20 protein-coding genes and 1 pseudogene are annotated in these 25,670 nt (G+C 62.1%); 16 read left to right on the forward strand and 5 right to left on the reverse strand.

Going from position 1 to position 25,670, the window contains the following annotated elements:
- The first annotated feature begins 11 nt into the window (after positions 1 to 11).
- From ACRSCF_RS15010 to ACRSCF_RS15020, 3 genes are all read left to right on the forward strand, one after another.
- Complete coding sequence (locus ACRSCF_RS15010) at positions 12 to 719, forward strand: fumarylacetoacetate hydrolase family protein (RefSeq protein ID WP_126312313.1); 708 nt, start codon at positions 12 to 14, stop codon at positions 717 to 719.
- Positions 720 to 738: 19 nt separating this feature from the next.
- Positions 739 to 1,380, forward strand: a complete 642-nt coding sequence (gene maiA, locus ACRSCF_RS15015; RefSeq protein ID WP_034367530.1) for a maleylacetoacetate isomerase — start codon at positions 739 to 741, stop codon at positions 1,378 to 1,380.
- A 116-nt stretch (positions 1,381 to 1,496) separates the two neighbouring features.
- Positions 1,497 to 2,534: a Bug family tripartite tricarboxylate transporter substrate binding protein gene (locus ACRSCF_RS15020; protein ID WP_244451665.1), complete on the forward strand. Its 1,038-nt coding sequence runs from the start codon at positions 1,497 to 1,499 to the stop codon at positions 2,532 to 2,534.
- Between the two features lie 14 nt (positions 2,535 to 2,548).
- Here the strand turns inward: ACRSCF_RS15020 and ACRSCF_RS15025 are convergent, their stop codons facing one another.
- Complete coding sequence (locus ACRSCF_RS15025; protein WP_034367527.1) at positions 2,549 to 3,787, reverse strand: flavin-dependent oxidoreductase; 1,239 nt, start codon at positions 3,785 to 3,787, stop codon at positions 2,549 to 2,551.
- Between the two features lie 50 nt (positions 3,788 to 3,837).
- Entirely contained in the window at positions 3,838 to 4,818 is a 981-nt protein-coding gene (locus ACRSCF_RS15030) for a tripartite tricarboxylate transporter substrate binding protein (RefSeq protein WP_034367524.1), read from the reverse strand.
- Positions 4,819 to 4,940: 122 nt separating this feature from the next.
- Between ACRSCF_RS15030 and ACRSCF_RS15035 the strand changes: the two genes are divergently transcribed.
- The 9 genes from ACRSCF_RS15035 (at position 4,941) to ACRSCF_RS15075 (ending at position 13,192) form a co-directional block, all read left to right on the forward strand.
- Positions 4,941 to 5,480, forward strand: coding sequence for a MarR family winged helix-turn-helix transcriptional regulator (locus tag ACRSCF_RS15035; RefSeq protein WP_223275353.1), 540 nt, complete (start codon positions 4,941 to 4,943; stop codon positions 5,478 to 5,480).
- Between the two features lie 202 nt (positions 5,481 to 5,682).
- Complete coding sequence (locus tag ACRSCF_RS15040; protein ID WP_012205523.1) at positions 5,683 to 7,206, forward strand: CoA-acylating methylmalonate-semialdehyde dehydrogenase; 1,524 nt, start codon at positions 5,683 to 5,685, stop codon at positions 7,204 to 7,206.
- A gap of 61 nt (positions 7,207 to 7,267) precedes the next feature.
- Entirely contained in the window at positions 7,268 to 7,669 is a 402-nt protein-coding gene (locus tag ACRSCF_RS15045; protein WP_052151730.1) for a lysozyme inhibitor LprI family protein, read from the forward strand.
- 83 nt (positions 7,670 to 7,752) lie between these two features.
- The gene (locus ACRSCF_RS15050; RefSeq protein WP_432676059.1) at positions 7,753 to 8,919 is read left to right on the forward strand and encodes an acyl-CoA dehydrogenase family protein; all 1,167 of its coding nucleotides are present in this window, start codon (positions 7,753 to 7,755) and stop codon (positions 8,917 to 8,919) included.
- Between the two features lie 23 nt (positions 8,920 to 8,942).
- Positions 8,943 to 9,407: a TfoX/Sxy family protein gene (locus ACRSCF_RS15055; RefSeq protein ID WP_034367518.1), complete on the forward strand. Its 465-nt coding sequence runs from the start codon at positions 8,943 to 8,945 to the stop codon at positions 9,405 to 9,407.
- Positions 9,408 to 9,429: 22 nt separating this feature from the next.
- Complete coding sequence (locus ACRSCF_RS15060; RefSeq protein ID WP_034367515.1) at positions 9,430 to 9,924, forward strand: DUF488 domain-containing protein; 495 nt, start codon at positions 9,430 to 9,432, stop codon at positions 9,922 to 9,924.
- 37 nt (positions 9,925 to 9,961) lie between these two features.
- Positions 9,962 to 10,858, forward strand: coding sequence for a 3-hydroxyisobutyrate dehydrogenase (gene mmsB / locus ACRSCF_RS15065; RefSeq protein ID WP_016446001.1), 897 nt, complete (start codon positions 9,962 to 9,964; stop codon positions 10,856 to 10,858).
- A 434-nt stretch (positions 10,859 to 11,292) separates the two neighbouring features.
- Complete coding sequence (gene trpB / locus ACRSCF_RS15070; RefSeq protein ID WP_244451666.1) at positions 11,293 to 12,504, forward strand: tryptophan synthase subunit beta; 1,212 nt, start codon at positions 11,293 to 11,295, stop codon at positions 12,502 to 12,504.
- Positions 12,505 to 12,646: 142 nt separating this feature from the next.
- On the forward strand, positions 12,647 to 13,192 hold the full coding sequence (locus ACRSCF_RS15075; protein WP_016454747.1) for a PepSY domain-containing protein: 546 nt from the start codon (positions 12,647 to 12,649) through the stop codon (positions 13,190 to 13,192).
- Between the two features lie 109 nt (positions 13,193 to 13,301).
- Here ACRSCF_RS15075 and ACRSCF_RS15080 read toward each other — a convergent pair whose 3' ends face one another.
- A complete protein-coding gene (locus ACRSCF_RS15080; protein WP_034367409.1) occupies positions 13,302 to 13,679 on the reverse strand; it encodes a hypothetical protein in 378 nt (125 codons plus the stop codon).
- Positions 13,680 to 14,359: 680 nt separating this feature from the next.
- Here ACRSCF_RS15080 and ACRSCF_RS15085 point away from each other — a divergent pair.
- Positions 14,360 to 17,971, forward strand: a complete 3,612-nt coding sequence (locus tag ACRSCF_RS15085; RefSeq protein WP_244451667.1) for a P-loop NTPase fold protein — start codon at positions 14,360 to 14,362, stop codon at positions 17,969 to 17,971.
- A gap of 467 nt (positions 17,972 to 18,438) precedes the next feature.
- Here the strand turns inward: ACRSCF_RS15085 and ACRSCF_RS15090 are convergent, their stop codons facing one another.
- Positions 18,439 to 18,750, reverse strand: a complete 312-nt coding sequence (locus tag ACRSCF_RS15090; RefSeq protein WP_158528297.1) for a hypothetical protein — start codon at positions 18,748 to 18,750, stop codon at positions 18,439 to 18,441.
- 594 nt (positions 18,751 to 19,344) lie between these two features.
- Here ACRSCF_RS15090 and ACRSCF_RS15095 point away from each other — a divergent pair.
- The 3 genes from ACRSCF_RS15095 to ACRSCF_RS15105 all read left to right on the forward strand — a co-directional run bounded on the left by ACRSCF_RS15095 (position 19,345) and on the right by ACRSCF_RS15105 (position 23,321).
- On the forward strand, positions 19,345 to 21,234 hold the full coding sequence (locus ACRSCF_RS15095; RefSeq protein WP_244451668.1) for a DUF1800 domain-containing protein: 1,890 nt from the start codon (positions 19,345 to 19,347) through the stop codon (positions 21,232 to 21,234).
- Between the two features lie 43 nt (positions 21,235 to 21,277).
- Positions 21,278 to 22,726 carry a DUF1501 domain-containing protein gene (locus ACRSCF_RS15100; RefSeq protein WP_034367406.1) on the forward strand — a complete coding sequence of 483 codons (1,449 nt, stop codon included), beginning with the start codon at positions 21,278 to 21,280 and terminating at the stop codon, positions 22,724 to 22,726.
- Positions 22,727 to 22,862: 136 nt separating this feature from the next.
- Entirely contained in the window at positions 22,863 to 23,321 is a 459-nt protein-coding gene (locus tag ACRSCF_RS15105; protein ID WP_016454741.1) for a sel1 repeat family protein, read from the forward strand.
- Between the two features lie 127 nt (positions 23,322 to 23,448).
- On the opposite strand, the pseudogene ACRSCF_RS15110 reads toward ACRSCF_RS15105, so the two are convergent.
- Positions 23,449 to 25,226 (reverse strand): annotated as a pseudogene (locus ACRSCF_RS15110) (DEAD/DEAH box helicase).
- Between the last annotated feature and the right edge of the window lie 444 nt (positions 25,227 to 25,670).

Here is a 25,670-nt window from a genome sequence, read left to right on the forward strand (position 1 = left end):
TCGCCAATACCATGACCGCCCCCCAATACCTCTGGACCCCGCCCCCCGTCCAATCCCTGCCCGTGCGCGGCAGCACGCAGCGCCTGCCCGTGAACCGCCTGTTCTTCGTGGGCCGCAACTACCACGCCCATGCCGTCGAGATGGGCCGCCCGGTGGACAAAAGCGTGGAGCGGCCCTTCTACTTCACCAAGGCGCCGTCCACGCTGACCGAATCGGGAGCCACCGTGGCCTACCCGCCCGAGACGAACAACTACCACTTCGAGATGGAACTGGTGGTGGCCATCGGCAAGGCGGGTTTTCGCATTGCGGCGGACCAGGCGCATGAACATATCTACGGCTACGCCTGCGGCCTGGACATGACGCGCCGCGACCTGCAGCTGGTGGCGCGCGACAAGGGCCGGCCCTGGGACCTGGGCAAGGATGTGGAGCAGTCCTCGGTGGCCAGCGAGATCGTGCCCATGCCGGGCCAGGTGATCGAATCCGGCGCCATTGCGCTGGCCGTCAATGGCGAGACCAGGCAGCAGTCCGACGTGGACAAGCTGATCTGGAACATCCGCGAAATCATTGCCGACCTCTCGCTGTTCTATCACCTGCAGCCCGGCGACCTCATCTACACGGGCACGCCCGAAGGCGTGGGTGCCGTGTTGCCGGGCGACCGCATCACGGGCCATGTGCAGGGCGTGGGCGAGATCGCGCTCACCGTGGGCGAGCCTGAATAAGGCCGGGGAGACCACCACCATGAAGCTCTACAGCTTTTTCCGCAGCGGCACCTCGCACCGCCTGCGCATCGCGCTCAACCTCAAAGGCCTGCGCCCTGACTATTTCCCCGTGGACCTGCGCGTGGACGAGCAGGCCCAGGCGCCGTTCAAGCAGGTCAACCCGCAGGGCCTGGTGCCGGCGCTGACGCTGGACGATGGCCGCACGCTGATCCAGTCGCCGGCCATCATCGAATGGCTGGAGGAGCGCCACCCCGAGCCGCCGCTGCTGCCCGCCGACCCCGAGGACCGCGCCCAGGTGCGCGCGCTGGCCGCCATCGTCGGCTGCGACGTGCATCCCATCAACAACCGCCGCATCCTGCAGACCCTGCGCCGCCAGTTCGGTGCGGACGAAGCCGCCATCAATGCCTGGTGCGCCACCTGGATTGCCGACGGCTTCGACGCCATCGATGCCCTGCTGGCCCGCGACACGCGGCGCGGCGACTTCTGCTTCGGCCACGCACCCACGCTGGCCGACGTCTACCTCGTGCCCCAGATCGAAAGCGCACGCCGCTTTGGCGTGGACCTGGACCGCTGGCCGCTGATCAGCGCAGTGGACAGGGCCTGCGCGGCCCTGCCCGCCTTTGCGCAGGCCGCGCCCCTGGCCCAGCCTGACGCCGGCTGAACTTCGCCTGAACCCCGCCGCACCTTTGCCGGCAGCCCTAACCCGCCCCGAGTCCTCGCCAGAAGGACCGTGGCATTGCAAGCAGTGAAAAAAGCAGATCCAACAGGAGACAGACTGTGAAAGCATCCCCATCCAGCCGCCTCGGCACCGCCACCTCCCGCCGCAAGGCCCTCGCAGGCGCCGCCCTGCTGCTGGCCTCCATCGCCCCGCTGCATTGCGCCTGGGCGCAGGCAGGCTCCAGCAGCGCCGCCAGCTTTCCCACGCGCCCCGTCACCGTGATCACGGCCTTTGCCGTGGGCAGCGGCCCGGACGCCGTGCTGCGCATCGTGGGAGAAAAGCTTTCCGCGCGCTGGAAGCAGGGTGTGACCGTGGACAACCGCCCAGGCGGCGGCGGCTTTGTCGCCATCGAAGCCGCACGCCGCGCCAAGCCCGACGGCTACACCCTGCTGCAGCTCGACAGCGAACATGTATCCGCCCTGCCCTACCTCTACAAGCAGCGCAACTTCCATCCGCTGCAGCACTTCGACCCCGTGGCGCCGCTGTTCCTCACGCCCTTCTTCGTCGCCGTGCCCACGAACTCGCCCTGGAAGAGCATGGGCGACCTGATCAAGGCGGCCAAGTCCGAGCCCGGCAAGGTCAGCTACGGCTCCTGGGGCGTGGGCAGCCCCGGCCACCTGGGCGGCGAATGGCTGGACTTCCTGACCGGCAGCAAGATGACCCATGTGCCCTACCGCGAGGTCAGCCAGCTCTACACCTCGGTGGCCAATGGCGATCCGGCCTGGAGCTTTGCCAGCCTTCCTTCCAGCCAGGGCATCTACAAATCCGGCAAGATCCGCTACCTGGCCGTGGCCGCGCCCCAGCGCATCGCCCAGGTGCCCGACGTGCCCACCGTGGCCGAATCGGGCGGCCCCGCCGAACTGATCGTGAACTCCTTCGTCTCCCTGCTGGCGCCCAAGGGCGTGGACGCCACCCTGCGCGACAAGATCCACGCCGACGTGGTCGCCGTGCTGCAGGACCCGCAGGTGCGCGAGAAATTCGCCACCTTCGCCTTCCAGCCCATCACCTGGGAAGTGCCGGAGATGGAGAAATTCGCCAGGACCAAGGCGGACCAGTACAAGCTGCTGATCCAGAAGGCGAATATCAGCCTGGATTGAGCCCGCCGCCTGCCTCAGCCCTGAGACTGCGGATTCGCAAACCCCGCCACCTGCTCGTAATGGCGGGCAATGGCGCGCAGCTCGTCCTGGCTGATCAGCTCGTCGATATGGCCGAAGGGCTGGCCGCCGCTGAGTTCGTCGGCCTTCATGATGATGAAGTCGGGCGGCGTGGAGCGGTTGGTCAGCACCACCTGGCTGGTGGCGGGCAGGCGGCTGGCCTCATAGGCGGCCAGCAGCGCCAGCGGGTCGCCTTGCGGGTCGGCGGCCAGCAGGTCGGCCAGCACCCGCGCATCGCGCATGGCCTGGGCCGAGCCGTTGGAGCCGCGCGGATACATGGGGTGGGCGGCATCGCCCAGCAGGGTCACGCGGCCGAAGCTCCACTGTTCCACGGGGTCCTTGTCCACCATGGGGTACTCGAAGATGGTCTCGGCCGAGCGGATCAGGGCCAGCACATCCAGCCAGTCGAAGGTCCAGCCGCCAAAAATCTCCAGCACATCCTCCATGCGGCCTGCGCGGTTCCAGTCGTTCATGCGCATCTGCGGGTCGCGGATCTCGGCCACCCAGTTGATGCGCTGCATGCCCTGGCCATCGACGTTGTCCTCGATGGGATAGATCACCATCTTGCCGGTATCGACCGAGCCGATGCGCAGATAGCTCTTGCCCGTGAGGATGGGCTTGAAGCGCGAGACCCCGCGCCAGGTGTTGATGCCGCCGAAGGCCAGCTCCTCCTGCGGATAGAACTGGCGCCGCACGGCGGAGTTGACGCCATCGCAGGCCACGACGATGTCGGCCGTGGCCGACGGCGGCACATGGCCCTGGGCATCCGGCGCGAAATGCACGGTGGCGCCATGGGCCGACTGGTCCACGCGCACGCAGCGGTGGCCCGTGTGCACGGCACCCGGGCCCAGGCGCTGCACGGCGGCCTCGAAGAGAACGCGGTGCAGGCGGCCACGGTGGATGCCCAGTTCGGGTAGCTCATAGCCGGCATGGCGGCCGCGCGGCTCGCGGTAGACGAACTGGCCGTAGCGGTTGAAGAACACGCTCTCCAGGTTCTCGATCGCCAGCGCCTCCAGCTGCGGCTGCAGGCCCAGGTCGCTGAGTTCGCGCATGGCATGCGGCAGCAGGGTAATGCCCGCGCCGATCTCGCGGACCTCGGGCACGGCCTCGAAGACTTCGCAGGCAATGCCTCTTTGATGCAGGGCCAATGCCAGGCACAGGCCTCCGATGCCGCCCCCCACGATCGCTACTTTCATCCGCTGACTCTCCATGCTTTCTCCAGGGGCGCTGTTGGCGCCCGCCCCGCCTACTCGGCGGTAATCCCCCGCGCCTTGACCAGATCGGCCCAGCGCCGGGCGTCCTTTTGCACCAGGGCCTTGAACTCGGCCGGCGTGCTGCCGGCCGGATCCATGCCCTGGGGCGCGAAGGCATGCCGGACTTCCTCCGACGCCAAAATCGCGCGGATCTCGCGATTGAGGGCATCGACCTGGTCCGCCGGCATGCCGGCCGGCGCAAACACGCCGTACCACATATCCACGTTCACATCGCCCGCCTTGGCCTCCTTGAGCGTGGGCACATCGGGCAGCAGCGGGTGGCGCCGCTGGCTGCCAATGCCCAGCGCGCGCAGCTTGCCGGCCTTCACATGCGTCAATGCCACATGAATGGGCAGGAACATGCATTCCACCTGGCCGCCCAGCAGGTCCGTCAGCGCCGGGCCTGTTCCGCGATAAGGGATGTGCGTGATCGATACGCCCGCCGTGCTCTTGAAAAGCTCCATCGCCATATGGTGCGGAGTGCCCACTCCCGGCGATGCGTAATTGATGCGGCCCGGCGAGGCCTTGGCCGCCTTCACCAGATCGGCCGCCGTCTGATAGGCGGAGGCCGTGGGCGTCACCAAAATCAGCTGTCCCCAGCTGGTCAGCGTTACAGGCTCGAGGTCCGTCAGCGGATTGAATGGCAATTTGGGATACAGCGATGCGTTCATCACCAGGGTATTCACTGTCACCAAAAGCGTCTGGCCATTGGCGGGCGAGCGCACAACGGCCTCGGTTCCGATATTTCCAGAGGCGCCCGGCTTGTTCTCCACCACCACGGACCGGCCCTGGCGCTTGGCCAGCAAAGGCCCGATCGTTCGCGCAATCGTGTCGATTCCAGTCCCCGGAGTGAAAGGCACAATCAATTTCAGAGGCACACTCTCGGTGCTGGCGATGGCGCCTGCTACGGGTAAACCCAATACTCCCAATCCGCTTGTCTTCAAAAATTGCCGTCTGCCAACAAAATTTCGCATGTAGACCTCTTTTGTAGTTAGCATGCAAACGCATGGTAATCATGCACCAGAATGGGCACAATTGGTGGAAATCGAATGAATACTGGACATCTCTGCAAGAATACTAGACGCATATGGACACGATGACGCCTGCACCACTGCCGCTATATCAGCGCCCTGGCTTTTTGCTGCGGCGCGCCCACCAGATTTCGGTCGGCATTTTTGAAGAGCAATGCCGCCCCCTGGGACTGACGCCGCCCCAGTACGGCGCCCTGGTGCTGATCGACGCCTCCCCCGGCTCCGACCAAAGCTCCCTGGCGCGCGCCATGGGCTTCGACAAGGTGACCACGCTGCGCCTAGTGCGCGGGCTGGAAGAGCGCGAGTACGTGCACCGCGCGCTGAGCACGCGTGACCGCCGCCAGCACCAGCTCACGCTCACCGAAAAGGGCCGGGCCCTGCTGGCCGCCAGCGTGCCGCTGGTGGACCAGGCCTACCACCGCCTGGTCTCTCCGCTGGAAGACGAGGAACTGCAGGAGCTTTTGCGCCTGCTGACCAAGCTGGAGTCCGGCCTGGGTGCCAGCGCCCGCGTGAAGCTGGAGCCGCTGCACAAGCCCGCCGCCCGCGCCGTACACCACTCCAGCCCCGCTGCAGACGACCGCCTGCCGGCCACCGGTACGGACTGAGCCTTCAAGCCCTGAACCCGCATGGCCTGCGAACACCGCAGGCCATGTTTTTTGGCGTGGCCGAGTTGGCATGCCGATGTGCAAAAACGCACATGCATACTGCAAACATCTCCATTGCTTGCGAAAAACCGCACAGCTACCATGCGATGAACGCCCGGCGCACGGCATGCCGGGCCGACACCACCGCAACAGGAGACAAGCCATGAATGCATCCACGTCCGCCAAGGTTTTGGCGCCCACGGTCAAGCTGCTGATCAACGGCAAGCTGGTCGAATCCCAAAGCACCCAATGGCGCGATGTGGTCAACCCGGCCACGCAGGAAGTGCTGGCCCGCGTGCCCTTTGCCACGCCCGACGAGGTCAACGCCGCCGTCGCCAACGCCAAGGAAGCCTTCAAGACCTGGCGCAAGACCCCCATTGGCCAGCGCGCCCGCATCTTCCTGAAGCTGCAGCAGCTGATCCGCGAGAACATGAAGGAGCTGGCCGCGCTGCTGACCGCCGAACAGGGCAAGACCCTGCCTGACGCGGAGGGCGATGTCTTCCGCGGCCTGGAAGTGGTGGAGCATGCGGCCAACATCGGCTCGCTGCAGCTGGGCGAGCTGGCCAACAACGTGGCCAACGGCGTGGACACCTATTCCGTGCTGCAGCCCCTGGGCGTGTGCGCGGGCATCACCCCCTTCAACTTCCCGGCCATGATTCCGCTGTGGATGTTCCCCATGGCCATTGCCACGGGCAACACCTTCGTGCTCAAGCCCTCCGAGCAGGACCCCATGGTCACCATGCGCCTGTGCGAGCTGGCCCTGGAAGCCGGCATTCCGCCCGGCGTGCTCAACGTGGTGCACGGCGGCGAGGACGTGGTCAACGCCATCTGCGATCACCCCGACATCAAGGCCATCAGCTTCGTGGGCTCCACCAAGGTCGGCACCCATGTCTACAACCGTGCCAGCCTGGCCGGCAAGCGCGTGCAATGCATGATGGGCGCCAAGAACCACGCCATCGTCATGCCTGACGCCAACAAGGAGCAAACGCTCAACGCCCTGCTGGGCGCAGCCTTCGGCGCGGCAGGCCAGCGCTGCATGGCGCTGTCGGTGGCCGTGCTGGTGGGCGATGCGCAGAAGTGGATTCCCGAGCTGGTGGAAAAGTCCAAGACCCTCAAGGTCAGCGGCGGCACCGAGCCCGGCACCGACGTGGGCCCGCTGGTGTCCTGCGCGGCGCTGTCGCGCGTGGAAAGCCTGATCGAACGCGGCCTGGCCGACGGCGCCAAGCTGGAGCTGGACGGCCGCAAGCCCCAGGTGGCCGGCTACGACAAGGGCAACTTCGTCGGCCCCACCGTGTTCAGCGGCGTCAAGCCCGGCATGAGCGTCTATGACCAGGAAATCTTCGGCCCCGTGCTGTGCCTGGCGGCTGCCGACAGCCTGGACGAGGCCATCGAGTTCATCAACGCCAACCCCAACGGCAACGGCACGGCCATCTTCACGCAGTCGGGCGCTGCGGCGCGCAAGTTCCAGGAAGACATCGACGTGGGCCAGGTCGGCATCAACGTGCCGATTCCCGTGCCGGTTCCCCTGTTCTCCTTCACGGGCAGCCGCGCCTCCAAGCTGGGCGACCTGGGTCCCTACGGCAAGCAGGTCGTGCTGTTCTACACGCAGACCAAGACCGTCACGGCGCGCTGGTTCGACGACAGCACCACCAGCCAGGGCGTGAACACCACCATCAGCCTGCGCTGATGCACGGATGGGCGGGCCTGGATTGATCCGAGGCAGGCCCCGGCTCTGGGATGATGGCGGCATGCGTTTTCCAATGACCGCCTCCCTCTCCCGGGGCCTGGGTGCCGCCTTGCTGACCGCCCTGGCCGCCCTGCCCCTGACCCTTCACGCGCAGGCCGGTGCAGCCTGCGACCCGGCCTCCACCGCCGCCGCCAGCCGCAATGCCTGCGCGGTCCAGGCCTTCCAGGAGGCCGACACCGCGCTCAACATCCGCTACCTGGACGTCATGCAGCAACTGCCCCAGGGCAAGCGCACGGGCCTGCGCCACGACCAGAACGGCTGGATCAAGGGCCGCACGGCGCGCTGCAAGGCCGCCACGCGCGACAGCGAAACCCAGCCTGAAGGCCCGCGCCTGTACCACGAATGCCTCACGGCCGCGACACAGGAGCGCATGCAGGCGCTGGAGCGTTGGCTGCAGCACTGACCGCCGCACGCCCCCCACAGCCACCGACAGCCCCCCCCAGAACAACAAGGGCCCCAGAGCCCAACGCAGGAGACAAGCCAGCCATGGACTTCGAACTCAACGACGACCAGCGCGCCTTTGCCGAATCGGCCCGCGCCTTTGCCCAGGCCGAACTCGCGCCCCATGCCGCGCACTGGGACCGTGAATCCATCTTCCCGCGCGAGGCCATCGCCAAGGCGGGCGAACTGGGCTTTTGCGGCCTGTACGCGCCCGAGAACGCCGGCGGCCTGCAGCTGCCGCGCCTGGATGCCACCATGGTCTTCGAGGAACTGGCCGCCGTCGATCCCTCCACCACCGCCTTCATCACCATCCACAACATGGCCACCTGGATGCTGGGCACCTGGGCCACCGACGCCGTGCGCGCCGAATGGGGCGAGGCCCTGACCAGCGGCCGCAAGCTGGCCAGCTACTGCCTGACCGAGCCCGGCGCGGGCTCGGACGCCGGCTCGCTCAAGACCCGGGCCGAACTGGCGGGGCATGAATACATCATCAACGGCGCCAAGGCCTTCATCAGCGGCGCGGGCAGCACCGACATGCTGGTGCTGATGGCCAGAACGGGCGACGCCGGCTCGGGCGCCAGCGGCATCTCCGCCTTTGCCGTGCCCGCCGACCTGCCCGGCATCAGCTACGGCAAGAAAGAAGAAAAAATGGGCTGGAACAGCCAGCCCACGCGCGTCATCAGCTTCGACAACGTGCGCATTCCCGCGCACAACCTGCTGGGCCGCGAGGGCGAAGGCTTCAAGATCGCCATGAAGGGCCTGGACGGCGGGCGCATCAACATCGCCACCTGCTCCGTGGGCGCCGCCCAGGGCGCACTCACCCAGGCCCAGCAGTACATGCACGAGCGCAAGCAGTTCGGCAAGCCCATTGCCAGCTTCCAGGCCCTGCAGTTCAAGCTGGCCGACATGGCCACCGAACTCGTGGCCGCGCGCCAGATGGTGCGCCTGGCCGCCTCCAAGCTCGATGCCGGCGCGCGCGACGCCTCCACCTACTGCGCCATGGCCAAGTGCTTTGCCACCGATGCCGGCTTCATGGTCTGCAACGAAGCCCTGCAACTGCACGGCGGCTACGGCTACATCCGCGAATACCCGCTGGAGCGCCTCATGCGCGATGCCCGCGTGCACCAGATCCTCGAAGGCACGAACGAAATCATGCGCGTCATCATCGCGCGGCGCATGCTGGAAGGCGATGCGCCGGACATGATCCGCTGATCCATCCACATCCAGCCCGCGCCATGCCCGCCCGCCCGCTCTCCGACACCACGCTGCACCTCATAGACGCCGTGCGCGAAGCCCTGGCCGGCTGCGACGACGTGCAGGAAAAGCGCATGTTCGGCTGCCATGTCTTCATGGTCAACGGCAAGCTGTGCCTGGGCGTGGAAGACGACGAACTGCTGGTGCGCCTGCCGCCTTCGCAGCACGCGGCCGTGGCCGAGACGCCGGGCCTGCGCCCGCTCTCATCCAAGGGCCAGATGGACGGCTACTTCTTCATCGGCCCCGCCGCCTACGCCACGCGCCAGCAGTGGCAGCACTGGATTGCCCAGGCCCTGGCCTTCAACCCCCACGCCAAGGCCACGCCCCCGAAAAAGCGCAAGGCCCAGGCCAGCGAACCCGCGCCCGCCGACGCAAAGACACCGCCGGCGCCGCCCGCCCCGGCCGGGCGCCGCACACGCAGGCACCCCATCTTCGGCGACGAATAAGCCCCCTTTGCAGGAGAGCCCCATGCCCATCCGCATCGTCCAGCTAGGCAGCCCCCGCCACGCCGATGAAGGCCTGCGCATAGGCACCGTGCGCCGCCCGCCGCGCGGCGTGCCCAAGGCCGAATTCGCCAGCCGCGACTACTACGACGTCTGGTACCCCGAACTCTCGCCCCAGCCCGACACCATGCACACCGCGCTCGAATCGCACCGCCTGCAGGACCACGGCCAGCAGGCCGAGGCCGACAAGCTCTGGCAGCAATTCGTGCGCAAATTCCGCAAGGAAATGGCCGAGCCCGCCGCCAGCCGCACCCTGGACCTGCTGGCCGCCCTCTCGCAGCACAGCGCCTTTGCCATCGGCTGCTACTGCGAGCAGGAGGCGCGCTGCCACCGCGGCATCCTGCGCTCCCTGCTCAAGGAACGCGGCGCCGACATTGCGAACGGTGACAAGGACACCGGCGACATGGACACCGGCGACATGGACACCGGCGAAAAGTACACCGGCGACACGGGCCACTGAGACACACCACAAGCTTCACAACACAGGAGACAAGCACATGCAGATCGCATTCATCGGACTCGGCAACATGGGCGGCCCCATGGCCATCAACCTGCACAAGGCCGGCCACACGGTCAAGGCCTTCGACCTCTCCAAGGACGCCTGCGCCAAGGTCGCTGCAGAGGGCGTGAGCATTGCCGCCAGCGCCGAAGACGCCGTGCAGGGCGCAGAAGCCGTGGTCTCCATGCTGCCCGCCAGCCAGCACGTGGAAGGCCTCTTCCTCGGCCGTGACGGCGCAGCCGGCCTGCTGCAGCGCATTGCCAAGGGCGCGCTCATCATCGACAGCTCCACCATCGCCGCCGCCACCAGCCAAAAGGTCGCCAAGGCCGCCGAAGCCGCAGGCATTGCCTTCATCGACGCCCCCGTCTCCGGCGGCACGGGCGGCGCCATTGCTGGCACCCTCACCTTCATGGTCGGCGGCAGCGACGCCGACCTGGAGCGCGCCCGCCCCCTGCTCGAAAAAATGGGCGCCAACATCTTCCACGCCGGCGCCGTGGGCGCGGGCCAGACCGCCAAGATCTGCAACAACATGCTGCTGGGCATCCTCATGATCGGCACCAGCGAAGCCATCGCCCTGGGCGTGGCCAACGGCCTGGACCCCAAGGTCCTCAGCGAAATCATGCGCCGCAGCTCGGGCGGCAACTGGGCCCTGGAAAAATACAACCCCTTCCCCGGCGTCCACGAAAACGCCCCCGCCTCCAAGAACTACGCAGGCGGCTTCGGCACCGACCTCATGCTCAAGGACCTGGGCCTGGCCCAGGAAAACGCCATGGCCGTCAAAGCCTCCACGCCCCTGGGCGGCATGGCCCGCGCCATGTACGCTATGCACTCCATCGCAGGCAACGGCGCCCTGGACTTCTCCAGCGTCATCCGCTCCCTGCAAAAGAACGGCTGACGCCCCCGGCCCCGCCCCATCTCCCCGCCCCCAATCCCGTATGCCCGCGCCTGCGTCGGGCCGTCTGCGGGGTTGCAGTCCTGCCGCAGGACAGGACTGCTTCGTCAACTGACTCGCCGCAGTTGTCTGAACGGAGCGCGCAGCGCGCAGTGAGTTCTGCGGCGAACCCCGCAGGCGGCCCGACGCAGGTTGCCCCGCAGCGCAGCGAAGGGGTCGCGGGCATTCGGGTCGTCTTTCTTTGGCCTACGTTTCTTTGACGAATCAAAGAAAGGTAGGTCGGCCGCCGGGCCGAAACCCGGCCTCGAAAAACAACCACCCGGCAGGGTCAAAAACAAGAAACCCCGACCGGGGTTTTCTCTCTTCAGACCCATGGCAGCCCTACGTAAGCTGCCACCGCCAACATCCGCCATTCCACAGAACACCCGCCAGCAACCATGACCACTACACCCCCCAACTTCGCCCCCATGCCCAACACCGAAGGCTACTTCGGCCCCTACGGCGGCCAGTTGGTCCCGCCCCACCTCAAGCAGGCCATGGACGACATCAACACCGCCTACGCCGAAATCACCAAACGCCAAGACTTCCAGCAGGAACTGGCCCAGCTCTTCGCCGACTACGTGGGCCGCCCAAGCCCCATCTTCCACGCGCGGCGCCTGTCGGAGCAGCTCGGCGGCGCACAGATCCACCTCAAGCGCGAAGACCTCAACCACACCGGCGCCCACAAGATCAACCACTGCCTGGGCGAGGCCCTGCTGGCCAAGTTCATGGGCAAGAAGAAGGTCATCGCAGAAACCGGCGCCGGCCAGCACGGCGTGGCCCTGGCCACGGCCTGCGCACTGGTGGGCATTCCCTGCGAGATCCACATGGGCCAGGTGGACATCGAGAAGGAACACCCCAACGTCACCAAGATGCGCATCCTGGGCTGCAAGCTCGTGCCCGTCACGCGCGGCGCGGCCACGCTCAAGGAGGCCGTGGACAGCGCCTTCGAGGAATACCTCACCAACCCCACCGACTACATCTACGCCATCGGCTCCGTGGTCGGCCCCCACCCGTTCCCGATGATGGTGCGCGACTTCCAGAGCATCATCGGCCGCGAGGCGCGCGAGCAATTCCAGGCCAGGCACGGCAAGCTGCCCGACCACGTGGCCGCCTGCGTGGGCGGCGGCTCCAACGCCATGGGCATCTTCACGGCCTTCCTGGGCGATGCCTCGGTCAAGCTCGTCGGCGTGGAGCCCTCGGGCGAAGGCACGGACAAGCCCGGCCGCCACGCAGCCACCCTCAGCATGGGCAAGCCCGGTGAAATCCACGGCATGAAGTGCTACGTGCTGGAAAACGCAGACGGCACGCCGGCTGCCGTGCACAGCATTGCCTCGGGCCTGGACTATCCGGGCGTGGGCCCGCAACACAGCTACCTCAAGGACCTGGGCCGCGTGCAGTACGAATCCGTCACCGACAAGGAATGCCTGGACGCCTTCATGCAGCTGTCGCGCGTGGAAGGCATCATCCCCGCGCTGGAAAGCGCCCACGCCGTGGCCTGGGCCATGCGCGTGGCGCCCGGCCTGCCCAAGGACCAGCACATCCTCATCAACCTCTCGGGCCGGGGCGACAAGGACGCCGACTACGTGGCCAAGGTGCTGGGCCTCTGAACGCAGAGGTTGTGCTGGATCAAACCGCAGCACCCCGGAGGGGGCAAAGGGCGCCCTCTCCGACAACCGCTCTCCGGGACGGTGGAGACAATGGCCCCGACCGTTGTCTTGTCCAACCCCATTCCCGAAGGAGCCCACACCCATGAAGCCTGCCCCGTTCGCACGCACCGCCGCCCTCTCCATCGCCCTGGCCCTGACCTGCGCCACCGCCGCCCTGCCCGCCGCAGCCAAGTCGGTGGCCGAATGGCAGACCATCACCAGCCAGGCCAAGATCCCGCTGGAGCAGGCCATCACCCGCGCCACCCAGGCCGTACCCGGCAAGGCCATCGAAGCCCAGCTGGACGACGGCGACGGCACGGGCCCGCGCTACGAAATCGAAGTCATCACCCCGGCCGGCGACAGCGTGGAAGTCTGGGTCAACGCCATCACCGGCCAGGCAGCCCAGCACAAGAACGACGGCGCCGCCAAGCGCAAGGACCGCCAGCGCCTGGAAAAGGCCAAGTCCACCATTGAGCAGGCCATCCAGGCCGCCACCCGCCACACCCCCGGCACGCCCGTCAGCGCGGAACTGGACTCACACTGGGGCCAGACCAGCTACCAGGTCGAAGTGCTGCAGGCCAACGGCACGCTCATGGAAGTCAAGATCGACGCCGTGGGCGGCGAAGTCATCCGGGCCAAGAAGGACTGACCCACGGCCCCCACCCGGCAGCGCGCTTCAGCATGGGGCGCGCTTTTTTTCGCCCATTTTTTGCCTCGTTCCCGCCATGTCCGCAGGCCATCCGCGCCTGCAGCACTCCTCAGGCCAACGCCACCGACACACCCTCATCCGCAAACCGCTTCGCCGCCCTGAGCAGATAGCTCACGGCATAAAGAATGGGGTCGTCGGCCTCATCGCCATTGAGATGCTCCACCACCTCAATGGCATAGCCCAGGTTCACCGCCGTGTCGTGCAGCAGTCCCACCAGTTCCCTGTCTTCCGGCTCCAGCGACTGCGCCTGGTCGGCCTTCACGTAGTAGATGCGCAGCAGATCGCGGCACACGCAATTGATGGCCGTGACCTTGTGGCGAGCGTGCAGGTCCAGCACATCCAGCGCGGCGCCCATGTGCAGGACGGCGTCTATGGCGAGGTCTTCGAGTTTGGGTGGGGGTGTGGTGGCGGGGGTTGGCTGGGGCATTGGAGTCCTGTCGAGAGGGTCCCGGTCCCAGAGCCACTGCACGCAGTGGAAGCGAGAGAACCGGACAGCAAAGCTTCCGGCTTTACCAAGTCTCTGTCTGCCACCTGTAGTTGGAATTTTGTAAAGAGGCAGGGAAGGCTCTTCACAGAAGGTGATACGAGGCCAAGCCTTCGGTCTGCCTTCAAGCTGTGCAAGATGTTGGGGTTGCGCCGGGGGATGTAATGGGTGAGGTGGATAGGCGAGTAGAAAGGTGTGGCGGTGACGCTTTGTCAAGGAGTGCTGCCAGCCAAAGGCTACCAGTGGCAATGCCCGCTTGGCCGCCTCCTTCAGGCTGGTCGCTGTCGGTCCGCGGAAGTGTTCAGGGAGCGGACGCCGCTCAATCCGCCATCCGAGCATTGACGTTGGCGACTGTCTAACGACAGGTAGCGAGTGAGTTGCAGCACAATGGCTGTCAGTTGTTGGTGGATGCTCTCTACAACCTCGTACGGACAGGCGCTTGCGACAAAAAGCAATCTTTCGATCCTCGTAGGAAACCGCCATAAAGTGAGCACGATAGTGTTCTGCCCTGATCAAGCGCATTAAAAATGCTCAATGATAGGAGCCAGGTTATCCTCAGATAGTTTTAAAAATTTAGGGAGAAATGCAATGCTATTCTTGAAAATTGGATGGATGAGCTTTTTATGAAGAAAAATCTTCTCCCTCTAATCCGCATGCTTGCAAACAGCCTCAATAGTGTATTGTCTTGGTTGGAAGCTAAAGATGGCTCCACCGACATCCACACCAAGTTCTTGGATCTCGCGCCAACTGATAAGGCGGACAACGCTGGCGTTTATTCCGAGGCGATTCTGTTTGCAACAAACAATGCGAAGGTTTCCAATATTGCCCTAACTGGCCCCTACGGATCGGGAAAGAGCAGCATTATTCAATCTTTTTTGAAAAATTATCGACGGCCTGCTCTTCATATCTCTCTTGCGACGTTTGTCCCCGAGACCAATTCGGGTGAGGAGAAGGTAAGCCGCCAAGAAATTGAGAGAAGTATTCTGCAGCAGATGCTTTATGGCGCTGACGCTAACAAGCTCCCGCTATCACGGTTTAAAAGAATCCAGTCGCCTAGTTTTTGGTCCATCTTTAAATCGCTATATATAACACTGGGAATTCTCGCTCTTTTTTTCGTGTTTAGCAAAAGACTGGACATTATTAGTGGAAAATTTTTCACCCCGCTCGCATTTAGCAATGGATTCAATCTGGGGATCGGTACATTCGCAATAATGTTCTTATGGATGGCGCTGCATCATTTTTATGTTGCCAGCTTCGGCTTATCTCTTAAAAGCGTTTCATTGAAGGACGTTGAGATACGGCCTGCGCATGATGACCAAACATCAATACTAAACCGTCACTTGGATGAAATCCTATACTTCTTTCAGTCAACCGATTACGATCTCGTAATTATCGAGGATCTGGATCGATTCAATGATAGCGAAATTTTCGTAACATTACGCGAAATAAATAGCCTCGTAAATGAGAATGCGGGTATAAACCGGACCGTCAGATTTCTCTACGCCTTGCGCGACGACATGTTTGTTAATACCGATCGAACCAAGTTTTTTGAATTTATTATTCCAGTAATTCCAATTATCAACACGTCAAATTCGATCGACATGGTTTTGAAGCAAGGGAGAAGACTTGCACTTGACGAACGTCTCGATCGACAATTTCTGCGAGAGGTCTCACGCTACCTAAACGACCTGAGGTTGATTAACAATATATTTAATGAGTACACTATTTATGCTGCCAATTTGGAAACCGACGGAGATAACCTGCTCGATGCCAACAAGCTTCTGGCGATACTGATCTATAAAAATGTCTATCCAAGGGATTTTGAGCGACTGCACCGCGATGAAGGAAATCTCGCTGAAATATTGAAGCATCAGCATAAACTCATTAGACAAGGCGAAACCAGATATAGGAAAGAGATCGAGGAGCTCGAAAAAATAATTGAAATTAGCGAGCGGCAAACGCCTTTAGATTTGCGAGAGTTGCGCCAGGTCTATGCCATGGTTCTTATTGAGAAGCTTCCGGCAGGCGTTGCCAATGTTGGCATTGATCGGAACACATTGATTTCGCTGACTCAATTAGTAAGTAGCGACGCGTTCGAACAACTGATTGTGGCACCACGCATATATTGGCACATTCCCAATAATAACTCGTCTTGGATTGACAATCCCAATCTGCAATCCGAAGTGGATTCTCAAAAATCCTACTTTCAGCGCAAGGAAGAGATCGAAAATAAGCAGTCTGATAAAAAAAATAGGATTCTGAAAAAAATTCACGATCTCAGATCAAAAATCCCACAACTCCGAGTGGCAAAGCTAAATGAGCTGTTGCGCTTGAACGCCGACTACATAGACGAGCTATTCAAATGCTTTGAAGAGAACGGGGAACTCGCTCGTTTTTTGATTTTAGAAGGCCATCTCGATGACACTTACTATCAATACACTTCGCTTTTTCACTCAGGCCGCCTGTCACCCAATGACAACAGGTTTTTAATTCAAATAAGGGCATTCGTCGCGCCTGACCCAAACTTTCCGCTTGACAATCCCAAAGAGGTCATTGCGGCAATGCGAGATGAAGATTTTCGGCAACGCTATGTCTTGAATGTTAGGCTTGTCGATAACCTTCTAAGCGACCAGAGTATTAACCTTACTCAAGCACAGAAATTTTTTGATTTTCTCTCATCAAATTTCGAGAGCTGCGAAGAATTTCTCAGCGCTTATTACGCCAGCGGCGTTAACGTTTCTGTGCTTCTACAGGAATTGGCCGACGCTTGGAAAAATCTTATACCAAATCTAATTGCCAGCCCTAACAATATTTCTCACGTGAGCCAACTGATCGCAAATATACCGATAGAATCACTAAAAACACTCGCAAATGATTTTAGCGATCTATCGAAATTTGTTGCTGCGAATCTTCCCAAAATTCTGGCAAATATTCCAGATTTAGAACCCGACCGCTTTGATTGTCTAGATTTTGAGGTGAGTAATCTAACTGACATCAAGGATTATCCTGAAATTGTACGCTTCATGTTCGATGAAGGAAGATACGAGCTCACGATAACGAATCTTGAATATATCTATCAAGAAATCTTGATACAGAGCGACCTGAAGCCAATGCGCGTAAGGAATTTCACCACCATTCGTTCGATGAACAACATAGCCTTGATAAATAGGGTGGAGCGAAATTTTAATAGTTACCTGAACAATATTCTTTTAGAGTTGCAAGAAAATTCAGATGAGGATGTCCCTGCGATTCTAGCCATTCTTAATCAAGATTCACTTGATCACAGCACTCTTCAAAAATTTCTTGAAATGCAGAGAGCCCAGCTGCCGACTCTAGAGGGTGTTCCCGTGACATTGCTGGCGACACTTTTCCAGCTAAATTCGATAGAAGCAACTTGGACCAACTGCCTCGAATTCATAGAATCTGCTGGGTTTGAGGCAAATAGTCTAATTGATTTTCTTGATTTAGAAGTTGTACGTGAGGCTATCCTGCAACATCCCATACCAAGCGATGCGGATTTATCAAGGCTGCATCATTTCCTTCTTGATGCAGATTCGCTGTCTGATTCTGCCTATAAAGCTTATATCCAAGCCCTGCCGAAGCCGATCCAAAATCTGCCTCAAGGACTTAAACCAGCCAAGCTTCGAATTCTGATATCTGAAGAAAAAATCACATTCACAAAAGAAAATTTTGATGCAATGGCTGATATTGAGGATTTGGATGCCATTTTTCTCAAGAACAACATCGAAATTTATCTTAATGATCACAACAGCTTTTCACTTGACGACGATTTACATGAGAAGCTTCTACGATCTGATATTCATAGTTCAGCTAAGCTCCGAATAGTCGCATTGATGAACTTGGAAGCGCTAGAACAATTTCCAGAACGATCGGCACTTATCGGTCAGCTTATTTTCAATACGGGCGGAAATATATCAAAAATTGATAGCAGCATTGCTCAGTCATTGATAATTCATTCTCGCCCTGTAACAGCGCAAATCTCACTGCTTAACAAATATCATTCTCTTATGTCTGTTGGAGAAGTTCGTCATATTTTGGCCATTTTGCCGCATCCATTCTCTGAGATTAAACCAGGCTATGCTACGCCGAGGCTTAAAAATAGCCCTGAGAATCTAGATCTCGTAAAATGGCTTCACTCAAGAAAATTTATTTCATCCTGGGGTGAAGACCGTTTATTTACAGATAATATAAAAATTAATCTTCATAGACGTTAAAAGCGGCTTTTAAAATATGCACCGCCTCGGCATCGCTTATACCTCACCATAAGCGGCCGTATGACGTATTAACAGTTTTTGCCCTTCGGCAGTCGTGGAAACCTCTTCCGTGATGGGCAGCAGCCGCTGCTACGGCGGGCCTTGACCGAAGTTCATGGAACGACCGCAAAGGGTCGACTTCCGACAGCCAGCAATCGGCATAGTCTCGTGGCCATGGATCACCTTGGCCCATATTAGTCACTCCATTCACCTCAGCTTCTCAGAAAGCGCCGCCAAAGCCGCGCGAGGTCATGATATTGAACCAGCGGCGAGCGAGCGAGGCGCTGCGTGCCAGCCCTTGCAGCAACCTAGAGCTTATCCAGTGGCATTGCGCTACAACAACGGCGCTACTGATCGGCATCAGCGCCTCTAGGATTCGCCCTTCGTTTGCGCGGTAGCCAAGCATTCCTGACGCATGGAATTTCACTCTAATTATTGTGTGTGGCTGACGCTGCAATTGGCACCAGAACACGCCAACCCTTTTTGTCGTGCAATGTCGATCTGCAGGCAACTTGAACTCTTTTTCCTAGAACTCCACTGTCTGAAGATGCCCAGTCCGATTCAAGTGGAACAGCGCACTGTTCGACTACTATTTTTGGATTGATTCGAACAGCAGTGAATTGCGCTCTCTTCTGCCTGTTTTCCTTTATCAAGAATTCATCTGCAGATCTCTTTACTTCTTTTAAATCTTGGATTGGTGGTGAATTTTTCTCACCAGCAGACGTGGTGCCGGAAATCATGATCCCCACCAACATAAAGAAGATTCTCATCATTGTCTTTGTACAGTTGATTTACGGCGGTCTCAAATATGAAGTGCAAAACCTAAGCTTCAGGTAACTTGCACGGATGACTTCACCCTACACGCACTAGCAACCTGAAGATTGCCTGACCTTGGCATCCCGGAAGTGGCTGAGCCTGCGTGCAGCGTTCAGGAGCCTTGCCATGCGAACGCCAGGCGACAGATGCCGCTCGGCAACGCGGCACCGTGCAGACGCACCGCACTCAGGTGTACGGCCCCAAGACGTCAAGCCGCATTCTTCAGCCTGCAGCAGGAGAAAGCCCTATGACAATCCGCCCGAATGGTTGCACCCGCACAACGCTGCGCATCCCCTCAGAACACCGGCAGGCGAGCGGCCCACATCGGGTTTTGCCCAGGCTCCACAGCGTCAACCCTGCATACAGCCCCCTGACGCCCCTGCGCCGTATAACGTCTTGACACGCTTTTGGGCTGCAAGGTGGCTGCGCACCTCCGAAATCCTTGGAACACTCTGCGCCACGCGCCGAAGAGCGAGGCAGTTCGTTGCCACGCCCCGGCCTCTGCCTGAAAGCCCACAATGCACCCCACACCACAGGCTGCAGCCTCCACGCTGCAGCCGCCCGACCGCGCGCCCGCGGATTCCTTGCCTGCCTGCGCAGAGCCCGGCCACCTCGGCCACGAACCGAAGAGCTCCCTGATTCCTCCCGCCCTGGCCTCCTCCCTTGCGGCCGCGCTGCTGGTGGCCTGCGGGGGCGGTGGGGGCGATTCAGCCCCCGGCACCGGCACTGGCGGCACGGGCGCCGGCCCTGGTGGCGGAACCGGTACGGGCACCACGGCCACCCCCGCCAGCGATGAAGAAGCCGCGCGTTTCCTGCTGCAGGCGCAGTTCTCGGCCACCGACGAGGAGATCGCAGCGCTGCGCGCCAAGGGCTACGGCCCCTGGCTGGCCGAGCAGTTCGCGCTGCCCGTGGACACCACGGGCACGGCCTGGCTGATGCAGCGCGGCTACGGCGTGGCAGAGGCCGGCACGCGCTACGACAACGTCTCGTATCCCTCCGACTTCATGCTCTGGAGCCAGCTTTTCACGGAGCGCGACGCCGTGCGCAAGCGTGTGGCATTGGCGCTGTCGGAGATCATGGTGGTCTCCACCACGGGGCTGGAGCAGCCCTGGAGCATCTTCCTGGCCTCCGGCTACTGGGATCTGCTGAACCAGCATGCCTTCGGCAACTTCCGCACGCTGCTGGAGGCCGTCACGCTCAGCCCGGCCATGGGCATCTACCTGAGCACGCGCGGCAACCAGAAGGAAGACGCCCGCAGCGGCCGCCAGCCCGACGAGAACTACGCCCGCGAGGTGATGCAGCTGTTCACCATCGGCCTCTACCGCCTCAACCCCGACGGCACCGAGCAGCGCGACGGCAACGGCAATCGCATCGATACCTATTCGGCAGCCGATGTGAGCAACCTGGCGCGCGTCTTCACCGGCTACGACTACGACACCAGCAAGAACCAGCCCACCAACCTGAGCGGCAGCACGGTGACGGGGCTGCAGCAGGCGCTGCTGCCCATGGCCTTCAACGCCGCGCGCCATTCCACGCTGGCCGCCACTTTCCTGGGCACCACCGTGGCTGCGGGCACGTCGGGGCCAGCGGCGCTGAAGGCGGCGCTGGACACGCTGTTCAACCACCCCAACGTGGGGCCCTTCATCGGGCGCCAGCTGATCCAGCGCCTGGTCACCAGCAACCCCAGCCCTGCCTATGTGGGGCGCGTGGCCGCCGCCTTCGCCGACAACGGCAGCGGCACGCGGGGCGACCTGCGCGCCGTGATTGCCACCGTGCTGCTGGACCCGGAGGCGCGCGGCGCGGCAGGGCTTGCCAGCCCCCAGTACGGCCGCCTGCGCGAGCCCATGGTGCGCTTCGTGCAGTGGGGCCGCACCTTCGGGCTGCGGTCGGCACGCGGCACCTGGAAGATCGACAACCTGAGCGACCCGGCCACCCGCCTGGGCCAGAGCCCGCTGCGCTCGGGCTCGGTGTTCAACTTCTTCCGCCCGGGCTACGTGCCGCCCTCCACGCCCCTGGCCACGACGGGCCAGGTGGCGCCGGAGTTCCAGATCGTCACCGAGACCAGCGTGAGCGGCTACCTGAACTTCATGCAGAACGTGATCCGCTTCGGCTACTACGTGAACGCGCCAGACCTGCCCCAGGGCGGCAGCAGCGCAGCCAACGGCTTCGACATCACCTGCAGCTACGCCAACCTGCTGCCCCTGGTGGCCGACGCCGCCGCGCTGGTGCGCAAGGTGGCGCTGCTGCTGTCGGCAGGGCAGGTATCGGCCGCCACGCAGGCGCGCATCGTGGCAGCGCTCAATGCCACGCCGGTGACGGCCACCAGCAACACCGCCACCCAGCTCAACCGCGTGGCAGCCGCCGTGCTGCTGGTGATGGCCAGCCCCGAATATCTGGTGCAGAAGTGACCGAACAAGTGACCGAACGTCTGCAAAGCAAAGCGACATCTCCATGAATTTCATCGACCCCGCCCGCCACACGCGCCGCGCATTCCTGCGCCGCAGCACGCAACTGGCCGCCGCCGGTACCGCCCTGCCCCTCGCCCTGAATCTTGCCGCGCTGGGCGAGGCCGCCGCCTTCGAGGCAAGCGACTACAAGGCGCTGGTCTGCGTCTTCCTCTATGGCGGCTGCGACTACGCCAACACCGTCGTGCCCTACGACAGCACCCGCTACGGGCAGTACTCCGCCATCCGCGGCGGCAACAGCGATGGCACGGCCGGTGGCATTGCCCTGGCCCGCGCCGCGCTGGGCAATACGCTGCTGCAGCCCCGCACGGCGCTGGCCGGTGGCATGCAGTACGCGCTGCACCCATCCATGACGGGCCTGGCCGGCCTCTTCAACGCGGGCCGCGCTGCGGTGCAACTGAACGTCGGCCCGCTGCTGGTGCCGCTCACGCGGGCCCAATATGCCACCGGCGACCGGCGCAGCTACCCGCTGCCGCCCAAGCTTTTCTCGCACAACGACCAGCAGTCGGTGTGGCAGTCGCAGGGCGCAGAAGGCTCCACCCTGGGCTGGGGCGGCAACCTGGGCGACCTGGCGCTGTCGTCCAACGCCACGTCGCTCTTCACCTGTATCTCGGCCACGGGCAACGCCGTGTTTCTCTCGGGCGACCAGGCGCTGCAGTACCAGATCAGCCCGGGCGGCGCCGTGCCCATCAACGCCGTCAAGGGCACCAGCGTCTATGGATCGACCGCCGTGCGCGGCCTGTTGAGCGAGCTGGTGCAGACGGCCGGCAGCCACGCGATGGAGGCCGAGTACGCCCGCGTCACGCAGCGCTCCATCAGTGCCGAGGGGCAGATCTCTTCAGCCCTCTCCAGCGCCAGCCTGTCCACCGCCTTCCCTGCCAACAACCCGCTGGCCGACCAGCTCAAGGTGGTGGCCCGGCTCATCGCCGGACGCAACGCGCTGGGCACGCGCCGGCAGGTGTTCTTCGTCTCGCTGGGCGGGTTCGACCTGCACGACAACCTGATCGCCAACCAGCCGCAGCTGCTCGACAAGGTGAGCAGCGCCATGACGGCCTTCTACAACGCCACGGCCGAACTCGGCGTGGCCGACAAGGTCACGGCCTTCACCGCGTCGGACTTCGGCCGCACGCTGACGTCCAACGGCGACGGCTCGGACCATGGCTGGGGCGGCCACCACTTCGTGGTGGGCGGCGCGGTGCGTGGCGCGTCCTTCTATGGCGCGCCGCCGCCCATCAGCGTGGGCAACGGCAGCGGCAGCGAGGACCAGTGGCATGTCGGCCAGGGGCGCCTGTTGCCCAGCACTGCCGTGGACCAGTACGCCGCCACCCTGGCGCGCTGGTTCGGCGTGGCGAATACCGAGCTGGCGGGGGTGCTGCCGCACATCGGCAACTTCGGCGGCTCGACGTATCCCATCGATCTGGGGTTCATGGGCTGAAGCCGTGCGCGCCGGGCCTGCACGGCCGATTCGAGTCAGCCTCTGGGTGGCCCTGAGGGCGCCTTTGACAATTCCGAATTTTCAGGGACCGGGATTGCGAAGACGATGGGGCCACTCAGTTCAAGTGGAGACAAAAATGCGATTCGAATTCCGCCCAATTGCCACACCAATTGCCACCCCAATTGCCACGCTGGCCCGGCATGCACGGCATGGCTTGTTCATCGCAGCGGCCCTGTCCGGCGCGCTGGCGCAGGCGGCACCGCTGCCGTTGGACATGGCCACTACTTCCGAGCAGCGGTTTCAACTGGCCCTGGAGGCCCAGACTGCGGGTGACTACGCCTCCATGCTCGCGTTGCTGCGCCAGGCGGCTCGGGATGGCGAGCCACAAGCCCAGGAAACACTGGCATGGATTCTTCTGGCAGGCCCAACCCTGTATGGCACCGCGGTGAAAGCGGATCGCTGTGAAGCAGTGCACTGGCTGCGGCAAGCCGTGGCAAAAGGGAATCAAACGGCCAAAAGCCAGCTGGATTTCCTGAACCGCCTGCGCAATGCGCCGAGTGGCAAGATGGCTTGCACATCCGAGTGGGAAGGGTAATAGGCACTAAATCCTTTTCGGATCGCAGCGCCATCCTCAAGAATGCGCTGCGGGTGCAACGCTACTGGGACCACGCCTGGAGCCCTGACCACCGCACCACGGACTTGTGCCTGTCCTCGCCCTGCCCTCAACCCGCATTCACCAGCGCCTTCGCAAACGCCCCTTGACCCGCCACAGTCAATACCAGTTTTTGTGTCGCCCTAGTCGCAGCCACATAGAACAGTTTGGCCTCGTCCGCCGCATCTTCGCCTTCACGCGGCATCTGCCCCACTCCTGCAACGGCCACGACCGGGAACTCCAATCCCTTGCTGGCGTGCATTGTCATCACTTTGATGGTGTCGGCCAGTGGATCGAAGTCACCTGAACGATGTCGCACGCGATGCGGCAGTTTTCGGCGGCCAAGTGCCATGGCGCACTGGTTCATGGAGTCGTGATCGCGGCACAGGATGGCCATGTCACCCCAGGCGTGGCCTTCCTGATGCGCCGCAGCCAGCAGCTCGGCGATCTTGGCGGGTTCGTCCCGCAAGCTCGGCAGGCGCACGATCAGCGGCTCCTGCCCTTCGCGGCCGCAGCTGATGGGTTGCACCAGCGGAACACCGTCATCATCCTGGGCATTGGGTTGCAGGAACTCGGCGGCGACGCGGTTGGCAATTTGCAGAATCTGCCTGGTGTTGCGGTAGTTGATCTTGAGAATGGTCGTGCGCCCAGAGGCCTGGATTCCCACGCTCTTGAAGCTGAACCCACGCGCCTTGCTCTTGCCATAGATGTTCTGGGCGCTGTCGTACAGGATCAAAAGGCTGTTGGTCTCGGGGTCCACCATCTGGGTGACGAGCTTGAGCCATTCAGGCTGAAAGTCGTGCCCCTCGTCGACCATCACGGCCTGGTACTGCCCGGACGGAATCTGTTGCCGATCCACGCCGCGAATCACAAACTCCACCATCTGATCAAACATGCCTGGGCCCTGAGCGGGTAGCGTCTGGCCATAGGCCACCAACTGCTGGCGGCACCACTTGTGGAAGTTGCGGGCATGCACCCGGTCGGCCAGGCCCTTGGCCGCAAACCAGGCATTGAGCTTCACGGCCAAGGGCTCGTTGTAGCAGAGCACGAGGATGGGCTTGGTCGAAGCGGTCTTGGCCAGGTGTTCCGCACGATAGCCAAGAATCATGGTCTTGCCTGAGCCGGCAACTCCGTGGATCACGCGATGCCCATCGCCCAGGCTGCGCGCGAGTTGCTCCTGCTGCAAGTCCATGACGCGCATGATGTCCGGCAACTCGTCCGCGTCTTCCGGCAGAAGGCTGCCTTGCACCGGAACACGCACCTGCGGGAACATGATCCACCGCGTGCGCTCGAGCTGCGGCACCGACATGGCTTTGCCGAAAGCGTGGGGGAACATGTTCCACAGGCGCTGCTGAAAAGCCTCCGCATCAACGGATTCCAGCATCTCGTCCTTGCAGATGACCAGATGCGCATCAATCGTCTGGTCCAGTGCAGATTCTTCAAACTGCTTGCGCGTGATGTTGGTGAACACCACGCCGCTGCCCCAGGGAAATGCCAGCTTTCCCTGATGAGGGCCTTCGCCGTGAATGAGTTGCTGATCTCGCTCCAGTGCGTTGACCACTTGAATGGCGCAGTGTCGCGCCTGGGCTGCCGGATTGATGACGACCTTGGGCCTTCCATCCACGATGAGCGTCCAGGCCTGTTTGGTCGCCTCTTGAACCGTCTCGAGCCGCCAATCCTTGGTCTCAAGAATCAAAACGCCCCTGCGTGGATGAATGACGACAAAGTCAGGATGCGTCTGCTTGGGGCCGATGGGCACGTCATACCAGAGCATGTAATCGTCTTCGAGCTTTTGCTCCAACCGCTCGGCCAGGCGTCGCTCGCCAGGCGTCGCTCGCCAGGCGTCATGCGCCCAACGCACGCCCCCATCGCAGGAATCAGTACCGCCACTTTCTTCTCCTCCACAGAGCGGCTGAGGATACCGCACGCACTATCTCTTCAGGAATTCGATGACTGGCCAATCCCAAGCCATCGAAAATCCGGAATTGGATTCTGAACGGCTCTCTGTTGAATTTCCTCGACTCGCGAGGAAACCAGTATGGAATTTGAAGGCGCTTCTGAAATGGCCAAGCAGAGGAGGATTTGATTGTGAAAGTGCTTGGCTCGGACGTATGCCTGCCATCTACGCACTCGAAGACTACCGCTTTGGGCAATGCCGGAACACTGCCGAAGGTAGAAAGGACCAGTCATTGCGGCAAGCCCACACTTGCGCCGCAACGGCGGCGCTGCTCCGTGCAGATGCCAGAGGAGGCGACATCAGCGTTGCGGCCCGTCGCAGCGCCTTCGCGCTGG

Source organism: Delftia sp. 11MD, from assembly GCF_050907895.1.
In the GTDB taxonomy this organism is placed as follows: Bacteria; Pseudomonadota; Gammaproteobacteria; order Burkholderiales; family Burkholderiaceae_C; genus Comamonas; species Comamonas tsuruhatensis.